The 17108-nt window shown below is 65.5% G+C and carries 16 protein-coding genes and 1 pseudogene; 11 read left to right on the top strand and 6 right to left on the bottom strand.

Features of this window, described 5'->3' with window-relative positions; translation table 11 throughout:
• Window positions 1-524 precede the first annotated feature (524 nt).
• Window positions 525-1505 (top strand): NAD(P)-binding domain-containing protein, encoded by a 981-nt coding sequence (locus VEI45_RS18790; protein ID WP_324855930.1) that lies wholly within the window; start codon window positions 525-527, stop codon window positions 1503-1505.
• 40 nt (window positions 1506-1545) lie between these two features.
• Here the strand turns inward: VEI45_RS18790 and VEI45_RS18785 are convergent.
• Window positions 1546-1665, bottom strand: a pseudogene (locus tag VEI45_RS18785) (SDR family oxidoreductase); the annotation flags it as partial.
• Between the two features lie 211 nt (window positions 1666-1876).
• On the opposite strand from VEI45_RS18785, the gene VEI45_RS18780 reads away from it, so the two are divergent.
• The 9 genes from VEI45_RS18780 to egtE all read left to right on the top strand — a co-directional run bounded on the left by VEI45_RS18780 (window position 1877) and on the right by egtE (window position 9414).
• Window positions 1877-2239 (top strand): hypothetical protein, encoded by a 363-nt coding sequence (locus tag VEI45_RS18780; RefSeq protein WP_324855928.1) that lies wholly within the window; start codon window positions 1877-1879, stop codon window positions 2237-2239.
• A 156-nt stretch (window positions 2240-2395) separates the two neighbouring features.
• Window positions 2396-2572, top strand: coding sequence for a hypothetical protein (locus VEI45_RS18775; RefSeq protein ID WP_324855926.1), 177 nt, complete (start codon window positions 2396-2398; stop codon window positions 2570-2572).
• A gap of 105 nt (window positions 2573-2677) precedes the next feature.
• Window positions 2678-3085: a hypothetical protein gene (locus tag VEI45_RS18770; protein ID WP_324855924.1), complete on the top strand. Its 408-nt coding sequence runs from the start codon at window positions 2678-2680 to the stop codon at window positions 3083-3085.
• Between the two features lie 126 nt (window positions 3086-3211).
• Complete coding sequence (locus VEI45_RS18765; protein ID WP_324855922.1) at window positions 3212-3871, top strand: sensor domain-containing protein; 660 nt, start codon at window positions 3212-3214, stop codon at window positions 3869-3871.
• A 168-nt stretch (window positions 3872-4039) separates the two neighbouring features.
• On the top strand, window positions 4040-5317 hold the full coding sequence (gene egtA, locus VEI45_RS18760) for an ergothioneine biosynthesis glutamate--cysteine ligase EgtA (protein ID WP_324855920.1): 1278 nt from the start codon (window positions 4040-4042) through the stop codon (window positions 5315-5317).
• A complete protein-coding gene (gene egtB / locus VEI45_RS18755; protein WP_324855918.1) occupies window positions 5314-6621 on the top strand; it encodes an ergothioneine biosynthesis protein EgtB in 1308 nt (435 codons plus the stop codon). Before egtA ends, egtB begins: the two co-directional genes overlap by 4 nt.
• Window positions 6621-7319, top strand: a complete 699-nt coding sequence (gene egtC / locus VEI45_RS18750) for an ergothioneine biosynthesis protein EgtC (RefSeq protein ID WP_324855916.1) — start codon at window positions 6621-6623, stop codon at window positions 7317-7319. Before egtB ends, egtC begins: the two co-directional genes overlap by 1 nt.
• The gene (gene egtD, locus VEI45_RS18745; protein ID WP_324855914.1) at window positions 7319-8284 is read left to right on the top strand and encodes an L-histidine N(alpha)-methyltransferase; all 966 of its coding nucleotides are present in this window, start codon (window positions 7319-7321) and stop codon (window positions 8282-8284) included. Before egtC ends, egtD begins: the two co-directional genes overlap by 1 nt.
• On the top strand, window positions 8281-9414 hold the full coding sequence (gene egtE / locus VEI45_RS18740) for an ergothioneine biosynthesis PLP-dependent enzyme EgtE (RefSeq protein WP_324855912.1): 1134 nt from the start codon (window positions 8281-8283) through the stop codon (window positions 9412-9414). Before egtD ends, egtE begins: the two co-directional genes overlap by 4 nt.
• 3 nt (window positions 9415-9417) lie before the next feature.
• On the opposite strand, the gene VEI45_RS18735 is transcribed toward egtE, so the two are convergent.
• A complete protein-coding gene (locus tag VEI45_RS18735) occupies window positions 9418-10098 on the bottom strand; it encodes a class I SAM-dependent methyltransferase (RefSeq protein ID WP_324855910.1) in 681 nt (226 codons plus the stop codon).
• 49 nt (window positions 10099-10147) lie between these two features.
• The gene (locus VEI45_RS18730; RefSeq protein WP_324855908.1) at window positions 10148-10309 is read right to left on the bottom strand and encodes a hypothetical protein; all 162 of its coding nucleotides are present in this window, start codon (window positions 10307-10309) and stop codon (window positions 10148-10150) included.
• Window positions 10310-10831: 522 nt separating this feature from the next.
• Here VEI45_RS18730 and VEI45_RS18725 point away from each other — a divergent pair.
• Window positions 10832-13450 carry a helix-turn-helix transcriptional regulator gene (locus VEI45_RS18725; protein ID WP_324855906.1) on the top strand — a complete coding sequence of 873 codons (2619 nt, stop codon included), beginning with the start codon at window positions 10832-10834 and terminating at the stop codon, window positions 13448-13450.
• Window position 13451: 1 nt separating this feature from the next.
• Here the strand turns inward: VEI45_RS18725 and VEI45_RS18720 are convergent, their stop codons facing one another.
• From VEI45_RS18720 to VEI45_RS18710, 3 genes are all read right to left on the bottom strand, one after another.
• Entirely contained in the window at window positions 13452-13619 is a 168-nt protein-coding gene (locus tag VEI45_RS18720; protein ID WP_324855904.1) for a hypothetical protein, read from the bottom strand.
• A gap of 100 nt (window positions 13620-13719) precedes the next feature.
• Complete coding sequence (locus VEI45_RS18715; RefSeq protein WP_324855903.1) at window positions 13720-15108, bottom strand: 2-polyprenyl-6-methoxyphenol hydroxylase-like oxidoreductase; 1389 nt, start codon at window positions 15106-15108, stop codon at window positions 13720-13722.
• A gap of 422 nt (window positions 15109-15530) precedes the next feature.
• Window positions 15531-17012, bottom strand: a complete 1482-nt coding sequence (locus tag VEI45_RS18710; RefSeq protein WP_324855901.1) for a glutamate--cysteine ligase — start codon at window positions 17010-17012, stop codon at window positions 15531-15533.
• Between the last annotated feature and the right edge of the window lie 96 nt (window positions 17013-17108).

Genomic DNA, 17108 nt, shown 5'->3' with positions numbered 1-17108 from the left:
ACGGACAGTTGGTGATCAAACGGCGAATCACCGATGACGCCGACGGGTTCGCCGAGCTGCTCGGCCTGCTCGGGTGAACACCGGCAGCAGTCTTCATCTCTGGGCGGCCGTGGGTTTTAGGGGGGATCAAAATTCGGCCGCTTCCACCGATGTGGACGGAACGTGCTGGAGCAGGGAGCTGGCCATCAGTTGCCATCCTCATCGGTGTCGTCGATGGTCACCGACCACAGTCCGACGACCGGCGACCTACGGCTTTAGTCAACCGACGCTGACAGGCTCAGCTTGTCCGTTACCGCAAGTCAGAGATGTGGGTCAGCTTCGACTGGTTCTGCGACAGGCATTTGAGACTCTCGAAACTCGTCTATTTCGAGACGGCGTTCAGCTCTGTTGGTGCCTGGTTGGTTTGGGTCGTATGCATACGGCGCCACGGAGATGATCCAGACCGACCGGCAGGGTAACTTTCGTGCCCAAATATCAGCAGCACGGGACGTGCATCCCGTGGCACCGTGGCAGAGGGGATTCCGATGACGAAGATCTACTACGAGTCCGATGCTGACCTGTCGGTGCTGGACGGGCAGAGGGTTGCCGTCGTGGGGTACGGCAACCAGGGCCGCTCATGGGCCCTGAATCTGCGTGACTCGGGCCTTGCGGTGGAGGTCTTCACCCAGGCCGACGCCTCCCGGGACCAGGCTGAGGCCGAGGGCTTCCCGGCCCACGAGATCGAGGCGGCAAGCGAGTACGACGTGATCTGCACCCTCATTCCCGACGACGTCATCCCCGAGCTGCCCATCACACCCGAGCCCAATGCGCTGTGGGTGCTGGCCTCGGGCTACGCGATGGCTTTCGACCGGATCGACCCCAACTGCGACGTCGGTATGGTCGCTCCCCGGATGCTGGGTCGCGAGGTGCGTGAGTGCTACCTGGAAGGGCTAGGGTTCATCACCGCGCTCGGTATCCAGAAGGACACCACCGGGACCGCTCTGGCCCGCACGCTGGCCATCGGACGGGCTGTCGGCGGCTTGCGCCAAGGTGCCATCGAGATGACGCCGCGCCAGGAGGCCGTCCTCGACCTCGCGATGGAGCAGGTGTTCGCTCCGGCCATGGCCCGGGTCTCCACGAGCTTCGTCGCGCTGTTGGCGGGGGCCGGCATCCCGCTTGAGGCGATCATGACCGAACTCATGCTCTCGGGCGAGATCGAGCGGAACTACCGGCTGCTGCGGCTGGAAGGCTATGCCAGCCAGATGCGCTACCACTCGCCGACCAGTCAGTACGGCCAGATGTCGCGGGCGGATCGCTACGACGGACTCGACGTCCCCGGTGTGATGCGCGAGGTGCTGAGCGAGATCGAATCGGGCAAGTTCGCCGACGAGTGGGAAGCCGAGCGCGACGCCGGCTATCCAAACCTACAGCGCCTGCGGACCGAGAAGCTCAGCCCCGAGGTCGTCGCCTTCGAGGAGGATCTGCGCGCCCGCCTCGGTGAGCGGGTACGCGGGATGTCATCGTGACATCCCGGTACATCAGCCGTGAGATCGGTTCGAAACGCATTTACTTGAGGCAGCTGCCCGCATCGATCGGCAGTGTGACACCGGTGATGTAGCGGGATTCATCGCACGCGAGGAATAGCACCGCGTTGCTGATGTCCTCTGCCTCCACCCACGGGATCGGCTTCGACTCGCCCAGCCATAACTAGATTGCCTCCTGAAGGCGTTTGGAGACCGTGTTTCGGGCTCACTCGGCACCGGACCGAATCCGGTGTGGTTTGCTCCTCGAGATATTGGTTCAGCCGACGCTGCACAGCCTAATTGTGGCGTCACTCATATGCTTTTCATAGGTTGTACCTAGCGCGCCCTATCCGTTGCCCACGCATCATTTCAGCATGAGTGAAACACCTGAAATCCCAACCAGGCCGACTACGGTCGCCACCAACCCCACAGTCGAGCCCGCCAAACCGTATTGGCTCTACAGGTTCGCGGCGTGGGTTGTGATCGTCGCCGGGATCCTGTTCATCGTCACGACCATCTTCTTCGCCGGCTTCAAGATTGCCGGCCACCACGGTCACCACGGATGCCACCACAATTGGGGGCAACACCACGCCATGGGCGCAGGAGGCATGCACCACGGCCACGGCCAGGGGGCCGGCTTCCACGGCGGGCCTGGCGGCCCCGGGGGTTCTGCCAGCTTGGGACCGTCACAGCTGCCGCAATCCATCGCTCCGTCACTGGCTCCGGCGCACCCGTAGCCTGTCATTGTCAACAGCCCGGCGTCCCGGCAACGGGGCGCCGGGCCCGAGTTTTTGCGGGTGACCTTGGCGGTTTTGCTGATGCCGGGCGCACCGTGTGCTTCCCGGCCGCTGTCCAGTCGCGGCCGTTGCTGACCTGAGGCATTATTAAGAAGCATGAGCGAGACACCTCAGCCGTCGACTCCGCCGTCTCCCGTCGCGCCTCCGCCGATCGTGCCGCCTCAGGAACATTCTGAGCGGCTTTACCAGGCAGCGGCCTGGGTGGCGATCGTTGCGGGAGTCGTGCTCATTGCGGTGGTCATTCTGCGTTTTGCCTGGTTCTTGTGCTACTAGGACGGTAGGCACCTCCGCCTGATCTGCGGTGCCGGCGGAAAAGCCTGACGCGACTCCACGTGCGCGGTGTTTGATGGCCGGCGCGCACGTCGGCATTATCGAGGGATGACCCAAGCACCTGAGCCCCAGATTCAGCCCCCACCTCCCGGCCCTCCTCCGCCGCCGCCCCACGCAGCGAGACCTTCGCGGCTTTACCAGGTTGCGGCGTGGGTAGTGATCGTCGCCGGCACTGTTTTCGTCGTGGCGGTTATCTTCTTCGCCGGCGCGGCAGTCGGCTGGCACGATCGCCCCTTCCACCATCACCACGGCATGTTTGGTCCTGGCGGTCCCGAAGGTCCCGAAGGGATGTACGTATTCCCAGGACCATTTCCACCCGGGATGGGCCCCGGTTGGCCCGGCGGTCCGCCGATGATGCCGGGGCCCTTCGGCCCGGGCATGGGTCCCGGTGGGCATGGACCAGGCGGCCATGGCGATGGTGATGGCGGTCGGCCGCCCGCCCCTCCGACGCCGTAGCACCGGCCAAAGTATCTCCGGCGCAACCACATTCGACGGCAAGCGGCATCGCCGCGTTGAGTCGGAACCGCCGTGGCGGGCACTCTGGCTTCTGTTTGGGTGGCCCAGTTGGCATGATCGAGATCCATGACTATCGAAGTCGTGGCGGCGGTGACGATTGGAGTGGCGGTCGGTGGTGTCGCGGCGGTGTGCGCGGCCCCGATCGCGACAGCCCGGCCTTCGGACCCGGGCGTGGTCAGCTACGCCGTTCTGGGCAAGGGCTCGGTGGGCAATATTGTCGGCGGGCCAATGCGGGACGAATCGCTATTCACCCAGCCGTTCCAGCCGTACTTCGTCGACAACCCGGTGTGTAACAACTGGGCCGACATCGGGTTGCCAGAGGTCTACAACGATCCTGACCTGGCATCGTTCAACGGCGCCAGTACGCAGACCTCGCCGACCGACCAGACGCATTTCGTCAAGCAGGCGGTCGGTGTCTTCGCAACCGGTGGCGCCGCCGGCGCGGCGTTTCACCGTGTCGTAGACCGCACGGTGGGCTGCTCCGGGCAGACCACGGCGATGCATCTGGACAACGGAACCACCCAGGTGTGGTCCTTCGACGGCGGACCGCCCGGCCCGGCCGACGCGGCATGGACCAAACAGGAAGCCGGCACCGACCGTCGATGTTTCACCCAGACCCGTTTGCGGGAAAACGTGCTCCTGCAAGCGAAGGTCTGTCAGTCCGGTAACGGCGGTCCCGCGGTAAACGTGCTGGCCGGAGCCATGGAGAACGCGCTGGGTCAATAACCGTGGCGGGTTGGCGGCGCACGCCTCGGCGCCCGAAACCAAGCGTGTCGCCGACCGCGGGAATATGTCGGTGCCCTCTGGAAGATGGAAGCTTGTGACTATCGTTGGATAGCCGCGCGCAACCAACGGTCCGCGACCGACGGTCCGGGCCCCGAAGGGATCGGGAATATGGCGTTTGCCGTCGCGTCGCAGCCGGATCAAGCGCGTCCCGCAGAAAGCGAGCTGGCCAGTTCGTCGGCCGCTGCTCAGTACATCACCGACAGCTGTTTGTCCGACGGCCCGGTAGGGCGAGTCGGCCTCGAGGTCGAAGCGCATTGTTACGACCCGGCCGACCCGCACCGCAGACCGACCTGGGGTGAGATTAACGACGTCCTGAAATCGCTTCCGGCAATGCCGGGCGGCAGCGTGGTCACCGTCGAACCCGGTGGCGCGGTGGAATTGTCCGGGCCACCCATCGACGGTGTGGTGCCGGCGATCGAGGCGATGACCACCGACCAGACCACGCTGCGAAACGCTTTCGCCGCCGCCGGTCTGGGCCTGGTGTTGCTGGGCGCGGATCCGCTGCGGCCGGCTAAGCGCATCAACCCGGGCGCGCGCTACCGCGCGATGGAACAGTTCTTCAAGGCAAGCCGCACTGGTGTGGCAGGCGCGGCAATGATGACGTCGACGGCGTCTGTTCAGGTCAATCTCGACGCCGGGCCTGCGGCTGGATGGGCGGACCGGGTCCGGCTGGCCCACGCCCTAGGGCCCACCCTGGTCGCGATTGCCGCCAATTCGCCGCTGCTGGGCGGCGCCTTCTCCGGCTGGCGATCCACCCGGCAGCGGGTGTGGAGTCAGCTCGACTCGGCGCGATGCGGTCCCGTCCTGACCGCCAGCGGCGACGACCCCGGCACCGACTGGGCGCGCTACGCGCTGAAGGCGCCGGTGATGCTGGTGCACAGCCCCGAGGCGGTACCGGTGCTGCACTACCTGCCCTTCGCGGACTGGGCCGATGGCCGCGAGCTGCTTGGCGGTCGCAGGCCGACCCGCCACGACCTGGAATACCACCTCACCACGCTGTTCCCGCCAGTGCGTCCACGACAGTGGCTGGAAATCCGCTACCTGGACAGTGTTCCCGATGCCATCTGGCCGGCGGTGGTGTTCACACTGGTGAGTCTGCTCGATGACCCGGTGGCCGCCGATATCGCGGCTGAAGCCGTCGAACCCGTCGCTACCGCTTGGGACATCGCCGCCCGGGTCGGGCTCGGCGATCAGCGGCTTTACACCGCGGCCAACCGGCTGGTGGCCGTCGCCGCCGAACGCGTGCCAGCCGGCCTCGGTGAGGCGATGCAGCGTCTGGTGACGGCGGTCGAACGGGCCCGCTGTCCCGCCGACGACTTTTCCGACCAGGTGATCGAGAACGGCATCCGGGCCACGGTCACTTGGCTAGCGCGAGGGGACCCGTGACTCAGAGCGAAACACTGGCCCGCGATCTGAGCCGAGCGCGGGAACGGACCCTGCGGCTGGTCGATTTCGACGACGCCGAACTCAGCCGCCAGTACGACCCGCTGATGAGCCCGTTGGTGTGGGACCTGGCACATATCGGCCAGCAGGAAGAGCTGTGGCTGCTGCGCGGTGGTGACCCGGACCGGCCGGGGATGCTGCCCAGCGCCGTCGAGAACCTCTACGACGCCTTCGTGCACGCCCGGGCCAGTCGCGTCGACCTGCCGCTGCTGACCCCGGACCAGGCGCGGGCGTACTGCCGGACCGTGCGCTTGGCCGCGCTGGATGCCCTCGATGCGCTGCCCGACGAGCCCGACCGCAAATTCGTCTTCGGGATGGTGGTAAGCCACGAGAACCAGCATGACGAGACGATGCTGCAGGCGCTGAATCTGCGCCGCGGTCCGCCGCTGCTGCCGGACACGGTCACGCTGCCGCCGGGCCGGCCCGCACTTGCCGGGACGTCGGCGTTGGTACCGGGCGGTCCGTTCGTCCTGGGCGTCGACGCGACAGCCGAACCGTTCTCGCTGGACAACGAACGCCCGGCTCACGTCGTCGATGTGGCGGCATTCCGCATCGGACGAGCTCCGGTCACCAACGGCGAGTGGCGGCAGTTCATTGACGACGGCGGCTACGCGCAGCCACGGTGGTGGTCGGCACGCGGCTGGGAGCACCGCCAAAACGCCGGCCTGAGCGCGCCGCAATTCTGGGATGCCGACGGGCAGACCCGTAGCCGGTTCGGTCGTGTCGAGGACATCCCCGCCGATGAACCGGTGCAGCACGTCAACTACTTCGAGGCGCAGGCCTACGCCGCATGGGCAGGTGCCCGGCTGCCCACCGAAACCGAATGGGAGAAGGCCTGTGCGTGGGATCCGGGAATCAACGCGCGGCGCCGCTATCCATGGGGAGCGCAGCAGCCGTCGGCCACCCGCGCCAACCTAGGCGGCGAGGCGCTGCGCCCGGCACCGGTCGGCGCCTACCCCGCCGGCGCGTCGGCCTACGGAGTCGAGCAGATGCTCGGCGACGTATGGGAGTGGACCAGCTCGACGCTGCAACCGTGGCCGGGCTTCACGCCGATGATCTACCAGCGCTACTCGCAGCCGTTCTTCGGCGGGGACTACCGGGTGCTGCGCGGCGGGTCATGGGCTGTGGAGTCGGCCATCCTGCGGCCCAGCTTCCGTAACTGGGATCACCCCTACCGGCGGCAGATTTTCAGCGGTGTCCGGTTGGCGTGGTCCGTCGAGGATGATCAAGCCGGGAGCCGCGTCTGATGTGCCGCCACCTCGGCTGGCTGGGACGCGAAATATCGGTCTCCGCATTGGTTCTCGACCCGCCGCATGGACTCCGGGTTCAGTCTTATGCCCCGCGCCGGCAAAAGCACGCCCTGTTGAACGCCGATGGTTGGGGAGTCGGGTTCTTCGACGGCGCGACGCCGCGGCGCTGGCGCAGCGCCGCACCGTTGTGGGGAGACTTTTCGTTCGGTTCCGTTGCGCCGGCGCTGCGCAGCCGCTGCGTGGTGGCGGCGGTGCGCTCGGCGACAGTCGGCATGCCGATCGAAGCCAGCGCGACCGCACCGTTCACCGATGGGCAGTGGCTGTTGTCGCACAACGGAATTGCCGATCGGAGTGTGCTGCCGACCAATCTAGCTGCCGAATCAGTCTGTGACAGCGCGATTCTCGCTGCCCTGATCTTCGCCCGCGGTCTCGCTGCGCTGGCAGAGACGATCGTCGAGGTCGGCGGCAACGACCCCGACGCGCGGCTGAACATCCTGGCGGCCAACGGTTCCCGGCTTCTTGCCACGACTTGGGGGGATACCCTGTCGGTATTGCGTCGCGACGACGGGGTGGTGTTGGCCAGCGAGCCGTATGACGATCAGCCCGGCTGGGAGGATGTGCCGGACCGCCACCTCGTCGAGGTCACCGCCGAGGGCGTCACATTGACCGCACTGGAACATACGAAGGGACTTTGATGACGCTATCGCTGTGCAACCACCTCGCCGCGGACTCGGCGTATCAGGCGCTGCGCCGTGATGTGCTCGACGGCCTTCGGAGTTCTCCCAAGTCGTTGCCGCCCAAATGGTTTTACGACTCGGTAGGCAGCGACCTGTTTGACCAGATCACCCGGCTGCCTGAGTATTACCCGACCCGTGCCGAGGCGGAGATCCTGCGTGCCCGGTCTCCCGAAATCGCATCGGTGACCGGTGCGGACACCCTGGTCGAGCTGGGCAGCGGCACGTCGGAGAAGACCCGCACTCTGCTGCAGGCGCTGCACGACGGCGGCGCACTGCGCCGGTTTGTACCGTTCGACGTCGACGCCAGCATCCTGTCGGCAGCCGGGGCGGCCATCCAGCGCGAGTATCCCGATATCGAAATCGCCGCTGTCTGCGGCGATTTCGAAGAGCACCTCTCGAAAATCCCGGCCGGCGGCCGACGGCTGTTCGTGTTCTTGGGCTCGACGATCGGCAACCTCACCGCCGACCCGCGTGCGGACTTCCTGGCGGCGCTGGCCAGGGTAATGCGGCCCGGTGACAGCCTGCTGCTGGGCACAGACCTGGTCAAGGACAGCGGCCGACTCGTCGCGGCCTATGACGACGCCGCCGGCGTCACAGCACAGTTCAACCGCAATGTACTCGCGGTCATCAACCGGGAACTCGACGCCGACTTCGACGTCGACGCCTACCGGCACGTGGCACGCTGGAACGGCGAAGAGGAACGGATGGAGATGTGGCTGCGCGCCGAAGAGGCGCAGCGGGTGCGCATCGCTGCACTGGACCTCACCGTCGAATTCGCTGCCGGAGAAGAGATCCTGACCGAAGTGTCCTGCAAGTTCCGCGCGGACGCGGTGGCCGACGAGCTGGCCCGTGCCGGGCTGCGGCCCACCCGGTGGTGGACCGATGACGCCGGCGACTTCGGGTTGTCGCTGGCGGTCAAGTGAGCGAAGCCCTTTCCGAAGCATGGCGGGCGGCCCGGCCGCCGGTGGCGGGAATACACCTGGACAGCGCGGCCTGCTCACGGCAGAGCTTCGCGGTACTCGACGCTGCCGCCCGACACGCGCGGCACGAGGCCGAAGTCGGCGGATACGTCGCGGCCGACGCAGCCGAACCGGTTCTCGACGCCGGACGCACGGCGGTTGCCGCGCTCGCAGGTATGCCCGACGCAGAGGTGGTGTTCACCACCGGGGCGTTGCACGCGCTGGACTTGCTGCTGGCCAGCTGGCCGCCCGGCGGCCGCACTCTCGCTTGCCTTCCCGGCGAATACGGACCCAACCTGGCCGTCATGGCCGCGCACGGCTTTGCCCGCCGCCCGCTGCCGACCGACGACCAGGGCCGGGTCGCGGTCGACGAAGCTGCTATCGGCCTGGCCGCCGACCCACCCGACCTGGTCCACCTGACCGCAGTGGCCAGCCATCGCGGCGTGGTGCAACCGCTGCACCAAATGGCCCAGTTGTGTGGGGAATTGGGTCTGCCGCTTGTTGTCGATGCCGCCCAAGCACTCGGGCAGGTGGACTGCGCTGCCGGCGCCGACGTCACGTACGCGTCGTCGCGCAAATGGATCGCCGGCCCGCGCGGTGTCGGCGTTCTTGCGGTGCGCCCGACCGTGCTGCAGCAGCTCCGGCCGCGGTTGCCGCCGCCGGAGTGGGTGTCGTCGCTGTCGGTCGCCCAGCGACTCGAGCTCGGCGAAGCTAATGTGGCTGCCCGCGTGGGGTTTTCGGTTGCACTGGGTGAGCACCTAGCGTGCGGCCCGGAGGCGGTATGCGCACGCTTGGCCCAGGTGGGCCGCATCAGCCGGACCGTACTCGCCGATGTGCCCGGGTGGCGGGTGGTCGAATCCGTCGACGAGCGAAGCGCCATCACCACGTTGGCTCCCGTCGGTGGCGCTGACCCCCAGAAAGTTCGCGCGTGGCTGATCGCCGAACGTCGCATCGTGACGACTTCGGCGGGGGTGGAGCGGGCACCGCTGGAGATGACGGTGCCGGTGCTGCGGATTTCGCCGCACCTGGACACCACCATCGACGATCTGACGAGCTTCGCCGAGGCGCTCACCGATGCGACAGCCGCGGTCTAACTTTCAGCCGCCCTTGTGCGCGGTGAGCAGATAAGCAGGCAATTTCATCCTGCCCTTCTCGTCGCGGTCGTGCGCCGGCATCGGAACATCCGACTTAGGCGGTGCCGGCGGGATGTTGGCGTGAATGTACGCCGGCCGGATCTCGTCGACTTGCCAGTATTTGCTTACCGCGGTGCGCAACTCGTCTTCGTCGACTTCGTTCGGCTTGAACTCCCATTCGGCTGGGAACGCTCCCTTGGCGAACACCAACACGAAGTAGTCGGCCCCGTCGGCCGCTGCCCGGTGCACTGAGCGCAGGTAGCCGTCGCGGTCCTCGACGGCCAGCGAGTGAAACAGCGTGCTGTCCACCACCGTCTTGAACCGGCCGTCGTAGCCGGTGAGCCGGGTGACGTCGGCCTGCACAAAGCTGGCCGTACTTAATCCGCGCTGCTGTGCTGCCCGGTTGGCGGCCGCGATAGCTGTGGGCGTGAGGTCGACGCCAACCACGGTGTAACCGTCGGCGGCCAGGGTCAGGGACAGCTCGGCGTAGCCGCATCCGGCATCGAGCACATCGCTGTGGAACTTGCCGGCGGCCACCAGCGCGGCCAATTCCGGCTGCGGCTCACCGATGTTCCATGGCGGCGGGCCTTCGAACTCGCCCTGCTCGCGGTATGCGCTATCCCAGTCCATTACTTCATTTGCCATGCATTCCAGGCTACTCGTCACCGGATTTTGGCAGCTCTGCGCGATTTTGTTACGGCGCCGCTGCAACGGTCACGTCAACGGACGGGTGCTCGCCAATGGCATAGAAAGCGGGCCAGTCGCCGCTGCGCACCGTTCGTGCAAGATCTTCCACCATCGGGCTTTGGATTCCTAACTCGGCCAACCACGCTGACACGGTGGTTTCGATCAGCATCAGCGGGCACTCGAACTATTCGTTGTTCGTGCAGCCGGTCGGCGATGATATTTTTATGTTTGGACACAATCGCCAACCCTTTCTTGCGGTGTCGTTAGCCTCGCCCGCGTTAGTGATACGAGAGCATCACAGTCCAAACGAATTCCTTTCAGCAACAACGTGGTCCGCTGAGCGGACCGAGCCGGTACCCCGCTGCTTGCTATCACTCGTGACCCCGCGGCTCGTCATCGGCGACGAGGCAAATGCGGCAAATCCGCTCACTAATCGACCTTGTTAATCTCTTTCGCCCCCGTGGAGAATGGGGCGTCCTACCGGGTGAAGGAAATGACGTAGGCCCACACCTCACTGGCTTTGTCCCATCCCTGTTCGACCGCCGTCCGGTTGGCCGCCGCGATCGCCATCGGCGTGAGGTCAAGCTCGGCGTAACCTTCGACGCCTGCCGCTTGACAGTTCGCGCGAATTCGCAACGAATTCGTCGCCGGTTTTCGGACGCCGATTCATCGCGCGCGTTATATTCGGCGAGTGTTCGGGGGTGTGTCGCTGACCGGGCGCGATGGCGAATTAACCGCGATTCACCGCGCGCTGAATGGGGTCGGCAGCTATTCGGGCGTGGTGATTATCGGGGCCGCGGGTGTGGGCAAGACCCGACTCGCGCGCGAAGTGCTGGGCCGCGCGCGCGTTTCCGGTGAGCGCACCAGCTGGATTGTCGGCACCGAATCGGCGCGCCCACTGCCGCTCGGTGCATTCAGCGCCTCGTTCGGTGAAGTGGTTTTGGATTCCGAGGTAAACATCCGGCGGTTCATTAATTCAATTGTCGCCCAACAACGTCGAAAGCGCCTGTTGATTGGCATCGATGACGCGCATCTGCTGGATGGACTGTCTGCCCACGTGGTGCATCAACTCGCCCAGTCGCCCGGCGCGCAGCTGGTGGTGACGCTGCGTGCAGGCGCTGGCGAGCCTGATGCCGTGACTGCGCTATGGAAAGACGGGCTACTCGCTCGGATGGACCTCGAACCGTTATCGCCGGATTCCACCCGCCAGATGGTCGAGGAGACCCTCGGCGGGGCAGTGGATGCCCGCAGCGCCCAGCGGTTCTGGAAGCTGACCGGTGGAAACCCGCTGTTCGTGGGGCAGCTGTTGAAGGATCAGCTCAAGGCTGGCCGGATACGGCAGCTGGCCGGAGTGTGGATGTGGGACGAGAACGTAGCGGTCTCGCCGAGGATCGGCGACATAGTTGGCCGCCAGCTCGACCGCCTGACGCCGAAGCTTGCGCTGGTGGTGGACACGCTGTCGCAGTGCGAACCACTGGCAGTTGATGTGCTGTGCGACCTGGTCGGCCGCCGCCATCTCGAGGCTGCCGAACAGATGCACTTGGTGAGCGTTGAGCGGACGGGCGATGCGCGAATGGCCCGGTTGGCGCACCCGCTCTTCGGTGAGCTTCGGCGCGCAACCGCGGGTGAAATGTACCTGTCGCGGATTCGGGGTCAACTGGCGCAGCGGCTCGCCAAAGTCAGCGACTCTGATATGCCGGCGACCGTGCGCCGAGCACTGCTCACCTTGGAATCCGACCTCGCCCCCGACCCCGACCTTTTCCTTCGCGCGGCGCGGTTCGCCATGACCCTGCTCGACCTGGATTTAGCCGATCGATTCGCCAGGGCCGCTGCCGATGCCGGCGCGGCGGAAGCAGCGAACCTGCGGGCAATGAACCTGGTGCTGCTCGGACGCGGTGGCGAAGCCGAGGCCGCGCTGGAAGAGATGGGTGGAGCCGATCGTCCTGACGGCCACCACTGGTCCACGGTGCGGGCCGCCAACCTGACCTGGATGCTTGGCCGGCCGGCGGACGCGTGGACCATTCTCGAGGCCCTGTCCGCAAGGCATGAGTCCGCTGCGGACCGAGCCGAGCGCGCCGCGGTCGAAGCTTGCGTGGACGCGGCAATGGGGCGCTGTGAAACGGCCGCCGAAAAGGCACGGACCGCGATGAAGTCCGCTGAGTTGCCGGACTTTCACGCGATGATGGCATCGGTGGCTTTGATCATGGCGGAAGGCGCGCTAGGGCGAGTTGACGACATCACCGAAGTAGTCGACGAGGCTCTTCACCGTGCCATCACATCGTTTCAAGCGTCACACATGCGGTTCTGGTTCGGGGCGGTGTACGCGCGCGCGTGCCGGTTGACTGGCCGCATCGATGAGGGCATCAAATCCGCCAAACAGATCGCCGAGTCAGCCGGAGACATTCCCGGGCTCGCGTATGCGAACCTCGCCTTTCTGTTGGGCCATGCCGAACTGGTAGGAGGCAGTGTTCCCGCCGCAGTGAAGCTGCTGTATGAGGCGCTGGCGGGAGTCGAACGGCACGGCGTAACAACAGGATTGCGGCCTGCAACCTGCTTTGCGCTGGCGGAGGCGCACGCCAAGCTTGGGCAGCCAGACCAGGCGAACCACGCGCTGAGCGAGGCCCAGAAGGGTGTGCCGCAAGACTACCTGTTCATGCAGACCGCGCTGAGTCTGTCGACTGGGTGGGTGCTGGCCGCCGCCGGATCGCTGAGCGCCGCGGTCTCGGTTGTGCAGGCGGCTGCCACAGATGCGCGTGCGCGGAATCAGCCGACCCACGAGCTGGCGTGCTTGCAGGCGGCGGCTCAGTGGGGCGACGCCTCCGGGGCCGCGCGAGCTCGGGAGCTCGCCGACGTGCTGTCGCTACCGCTGGCCAATGCCGTTGCTCGGCATACTGAATCGCTGCAATCCTGCGACGGCGAGGGCCTGCTTGCGGCATCGAATGACTACCGGGCGATCGGTGATCGCGCCACGGCGGCTGATGTCGCAGCACAATCGGCCGCAGCCTTTGGCCGCGCCCAACAGCGCAAACGTGGCATGTACGCGGCAGCGTTGGCGCGCGAACTGGCTGATGCATGCGGTGGGCTGTGCACGCCAGCTCTACGCACTCGGGTGGGTGTTCCGTTGACTCCTCGCGAGCGCGAGATCATCGAATTGGTTATTGCCGGCTTGTCCAACCGCGACATCGCCGACCGGCTTGTCATGTCGGTACGCACCGTGGAGGGACATATCTATCGCGCGTGTCAACGGGTGGGGGCCACGTCGCGCGCCGACTTGGCCGCAATCCTGCGCGCCGGTCCGGGCGAACGCTGAGCTAGCTGAAACCTGCGACCCGCTCTTTGAACAGATAGCCGCGGCCCGCGCTGCCCCCGTCGTAATCCGCACCAACGCCGACCACGGTCACAGCGGGATCGCGTGACGGGGCACGGCACACACTGTCGGGGGCCACCGGACAGTCTTCGGCGAAAAAGAACAATGGCACAGCGCTCGGTCGAAGACCGACTACATCGCGGTGGTGTCTACCGTGGCCGTGCCGCTCATGGAAAATGTCCTGTCCGAACAGCCCTGCCGTCGCTTCGCTCTCAGATCACCGAGCTCTCAATCATGCCGGTCGGGTCGTTAGTCTGATGTTCGTACAGCCGGTGGCGGTGTTTCGCCAATGCAGCGCGCCACATCATGCTCGGCTGCAGTAGCCGGGTCGCCGGGTCGACCAGCGAGGTGACGCGGGCGAACTGATTCAGTGCAGCGGGGTCGAATGCGGCGGCGGTGAGCACTCGATCCACATACCTGCTGAACAGTGCCGTTATCAGCGATCGTTCGCCCTCGATTTCAGGTAGGGCGAGGTCGCAGACGGCGGCCAGTTGCCAAGCCTGCCGGATTGATCGTGCCGCGGCTCGGAAGAAACGCCGCCCCAGATCGTCTGTGCCGCAGGCCAAACAGTCGCGCAGCACCAGCGCCTCCAGAGCAGCGACGGACATGCCCTGACCGTAGATCGGGTTGAAGCCGCAGATCGCGTCGCCGACCACCAGCAAACCGCAGGGAAATTGCCGCATCAGGTCATAGCGACGCCACACGCTGGACGGCACGCGGTGCCGCACCACCTCGCTGATCGGCGTCGCATCGCGTATCGCCGCGAGTGCCTGCGGAGGCGCGAATTCCTCTACGAATGTGTACATTCCGCCGCGCTCACGAGGAGCCTCGCGACCCGCGATGCCGAACACCGTGAACAGCCATGAGTCATGTTCACAGCCCAGAAGGCCCATTCCAGTAGGTCGGCCCGGAACGGGACCGATAAGGAAGGTATGTTCGTGTAGGGCGCCGGGCCGGATCCGCAACAACTGGCTGGCATAGGTCAGGTGAACATTGATGTGGCTTTCGGTTGGGCGACCATAACCCAGGTTTTCCAGTAACGCCGGTGCGTGTGTGCCGCGGCCCGTCGCATCGACGACCAGATCAGCAGCCAACCCTGATTGGATGCCGCTGTGCCGGTTCGCGATTCGGGCCCCGGTGATCAGCTTGCAGTCGGGTGTGAAGGTCAGTTCGACGACGTCATGACCGTCCAGCAACGTCACATTGGCGATGGCCAGGACCCGGCGCCGGACGAAGCACTCCAGGAAAGGCCTGCTTGACGCATAGCCGGTAAACGACTCGGCCGAACCGGTCCTTATCGCTTGGTGTCCGCCCAGGCTGTAGTAGACCTTCGACAAATCGCGGCCGTCGAAATAGGGCACGCCGTCGGTGACCAGCTCGTCGAGCAGTCCGGGGAAGAGCTCCTCCAGCACCTGCGAGCCCCGTGCGAGCAGCGCGTGCAGGTGTCCCTGCGGCACCCCCCGGCGGTTCGCGGCGTCGTCGGGCAGCACATCGCGTTCCACTAGCGTGACCTTCTCGAAAAAGTCGGACAATGTCCGGGCGGCGAGCAGTCCGGCCATGCTCGCACCCAGAACCACGGCGTGGTCACCGATCTTCGCCATCGCACACTCCCATGTCCCTCAGCAGTTGCTGATGAAAAGCATGCTCACGGGTGGTACCGGGTGCCGGATAGAGTAGCCAACTACCTCATTTACGCCTGTGCGCAATTCGGACGAGCCTCAGGAATAGCTAGTCCGTTACTCATGCGAATGGGTGTGCTCCGCAGTACCTTTCTTCCGTCGGTGCCGATGCGCTCGGCCAAACTGGGAAGTAGGCAACGGCGACGATGAAATGTCAACGCTATCAACGGAGAGAACGATGACCATGGTCATCTACATCTGCTCGGCCGGGTTGCCGGTTGCTTCTACAGCCTGGACGCTAACGTCGTCATCTGCGCAAACCAGTCGCCCTTCAGCGGCGCGCACAGCGACATCCAACACCCCGAAGTGCTGTGGGCGGTGGTCGCCGCGGCCGGTCTCGGCGCCTAACTCGCTGCTGTGTCCCAGGTATGCACCGGCGCGTTGGTGTGCATGTGCTCGCAGTAACGCCGCAGCATCTCCGCCAGCGCCGCAGGCCGAGACATTCCGCTCTCTTGCAGCGCATGCACGGTAGACACCTGCCAGACCGTGCCGTTGCGTCCGGTGCGGGCACGGCCCTCGATGACGCCGAGGAAGCGATCACGTACCTCGCTGGCGACGCCCCACCGCTTCAGCCCGTCGTGCGCCATCGGCAACAGTTCTGCGAGCACCAATTCCTCAGGCGTCACCTCACCCAAGCCGGGCCAGTACAGGTTTGCCTGCATGCCACGCCGAGCGGCCTCGACGAAATTCTGTTGCGCCGCAGCGAAGCTCATCTTGGTCCATAGCGGACGGTCCTCTTCGGACAGCGTCCGCAACATCCCGTAGTAGAAGGCCGAGTTGGCCAGCATGTCGATCACCGTTGGCCCGGCTGGCAGCACGCGGTTCTCCACCCGCAGGTGCGGCCGCCCATTTACGACGTCGTATACCGGTCGATTCCACCGGTATACCGTGCCGTTGTGCAGGCGTAACTCCGAGAGATGAGGGGTGCGTCCGGCGGCGAGTTCGGCGATCGGATCCTCGTCGGACACCTCCGGCAGCAATGACGGGAAGTAGCGGACATTCTCCTCGAACAAGTCGAAGATCGAGGTGATCCAGCGTTCGCCGAACCACACCCGCGGCCGCACACCCTGGGTTTTGAGCTCGTCGGGCCGGGTATCGGTGGACTGCGTGAACAGTTCGATGCGGGTTTCGGACCACAGCTGATGACCGAAGAAGTATGGCGAGTTCGCGCCCAGCGCCAACTGCGGTCCGGCCAACACCTGCGCGGCGTTCCAGTTGTTGGCGAAATCAGCGGGCGACACTTGCAGGTGCAACTGCATACTGGTGCAAGCCGATTCGGGGGCGATCGATGCGGAGTTCAAACTGAGTGGCTCCGGTCCGCTGATGTCGATCTGGATGTCTTCGCCGCGGGCGTTGAAGATGGAGTCGTTGAGGGCCGCATATCGGCTCGAGTGACTCATCCATTCCCCGGTGAGGTGCTCGGGCATCAGCGTCGGCAGGATTCCGATCATCACAATGTGGGCGCCCCCGGCGTTGGCCTTGGTCTCGGCGGCGTTCAGACTGGCTCGCACCTCGGCTTCCAACTCAACCCCGGTGTGGCCCGCCAGCGGTCGCGGCGGCACGTTGAATTCGATATTGTAGGCACCTAATTCGGTCTGATACGCCGGGTCAGCGATGGCGGCCAGCACGTCTTGATTCGACATCGCCGGCTGGTAGTCGTCATCGACCAGGTTGCATTCGATTTCCATCCCGGTAAGTGGGCGCTCGAACTCGAAGCTTGACTGGGAAAGCATGGTTTCGAAGACGTCCAGACATAACTGCACCTTGCGCCGGTACTCCTGCCGGTGCACACGGTCATAGGCGGTCCGCTCGACCTCTTCGCCCACATCGCCGATGCAACCGGTTTACGGAGAGCTGCGCAAGCGGCGGGCCATCGTGTCGGGCCAGCTGCGACGGCCGTCAAGACGTCGAGATGGTCTCAA

The organism is Mycobacterium sp. (genome assembly GCF_035623875.1).
Lineage (GTDB): Bacteria > Actinomycetota > Actinomycetes > Mycobacteriales > Mycobacteriaceae > Mycobacterium.
This window is presented reverse-complemented; position numbering and strand designations above follow the sequence as displayed.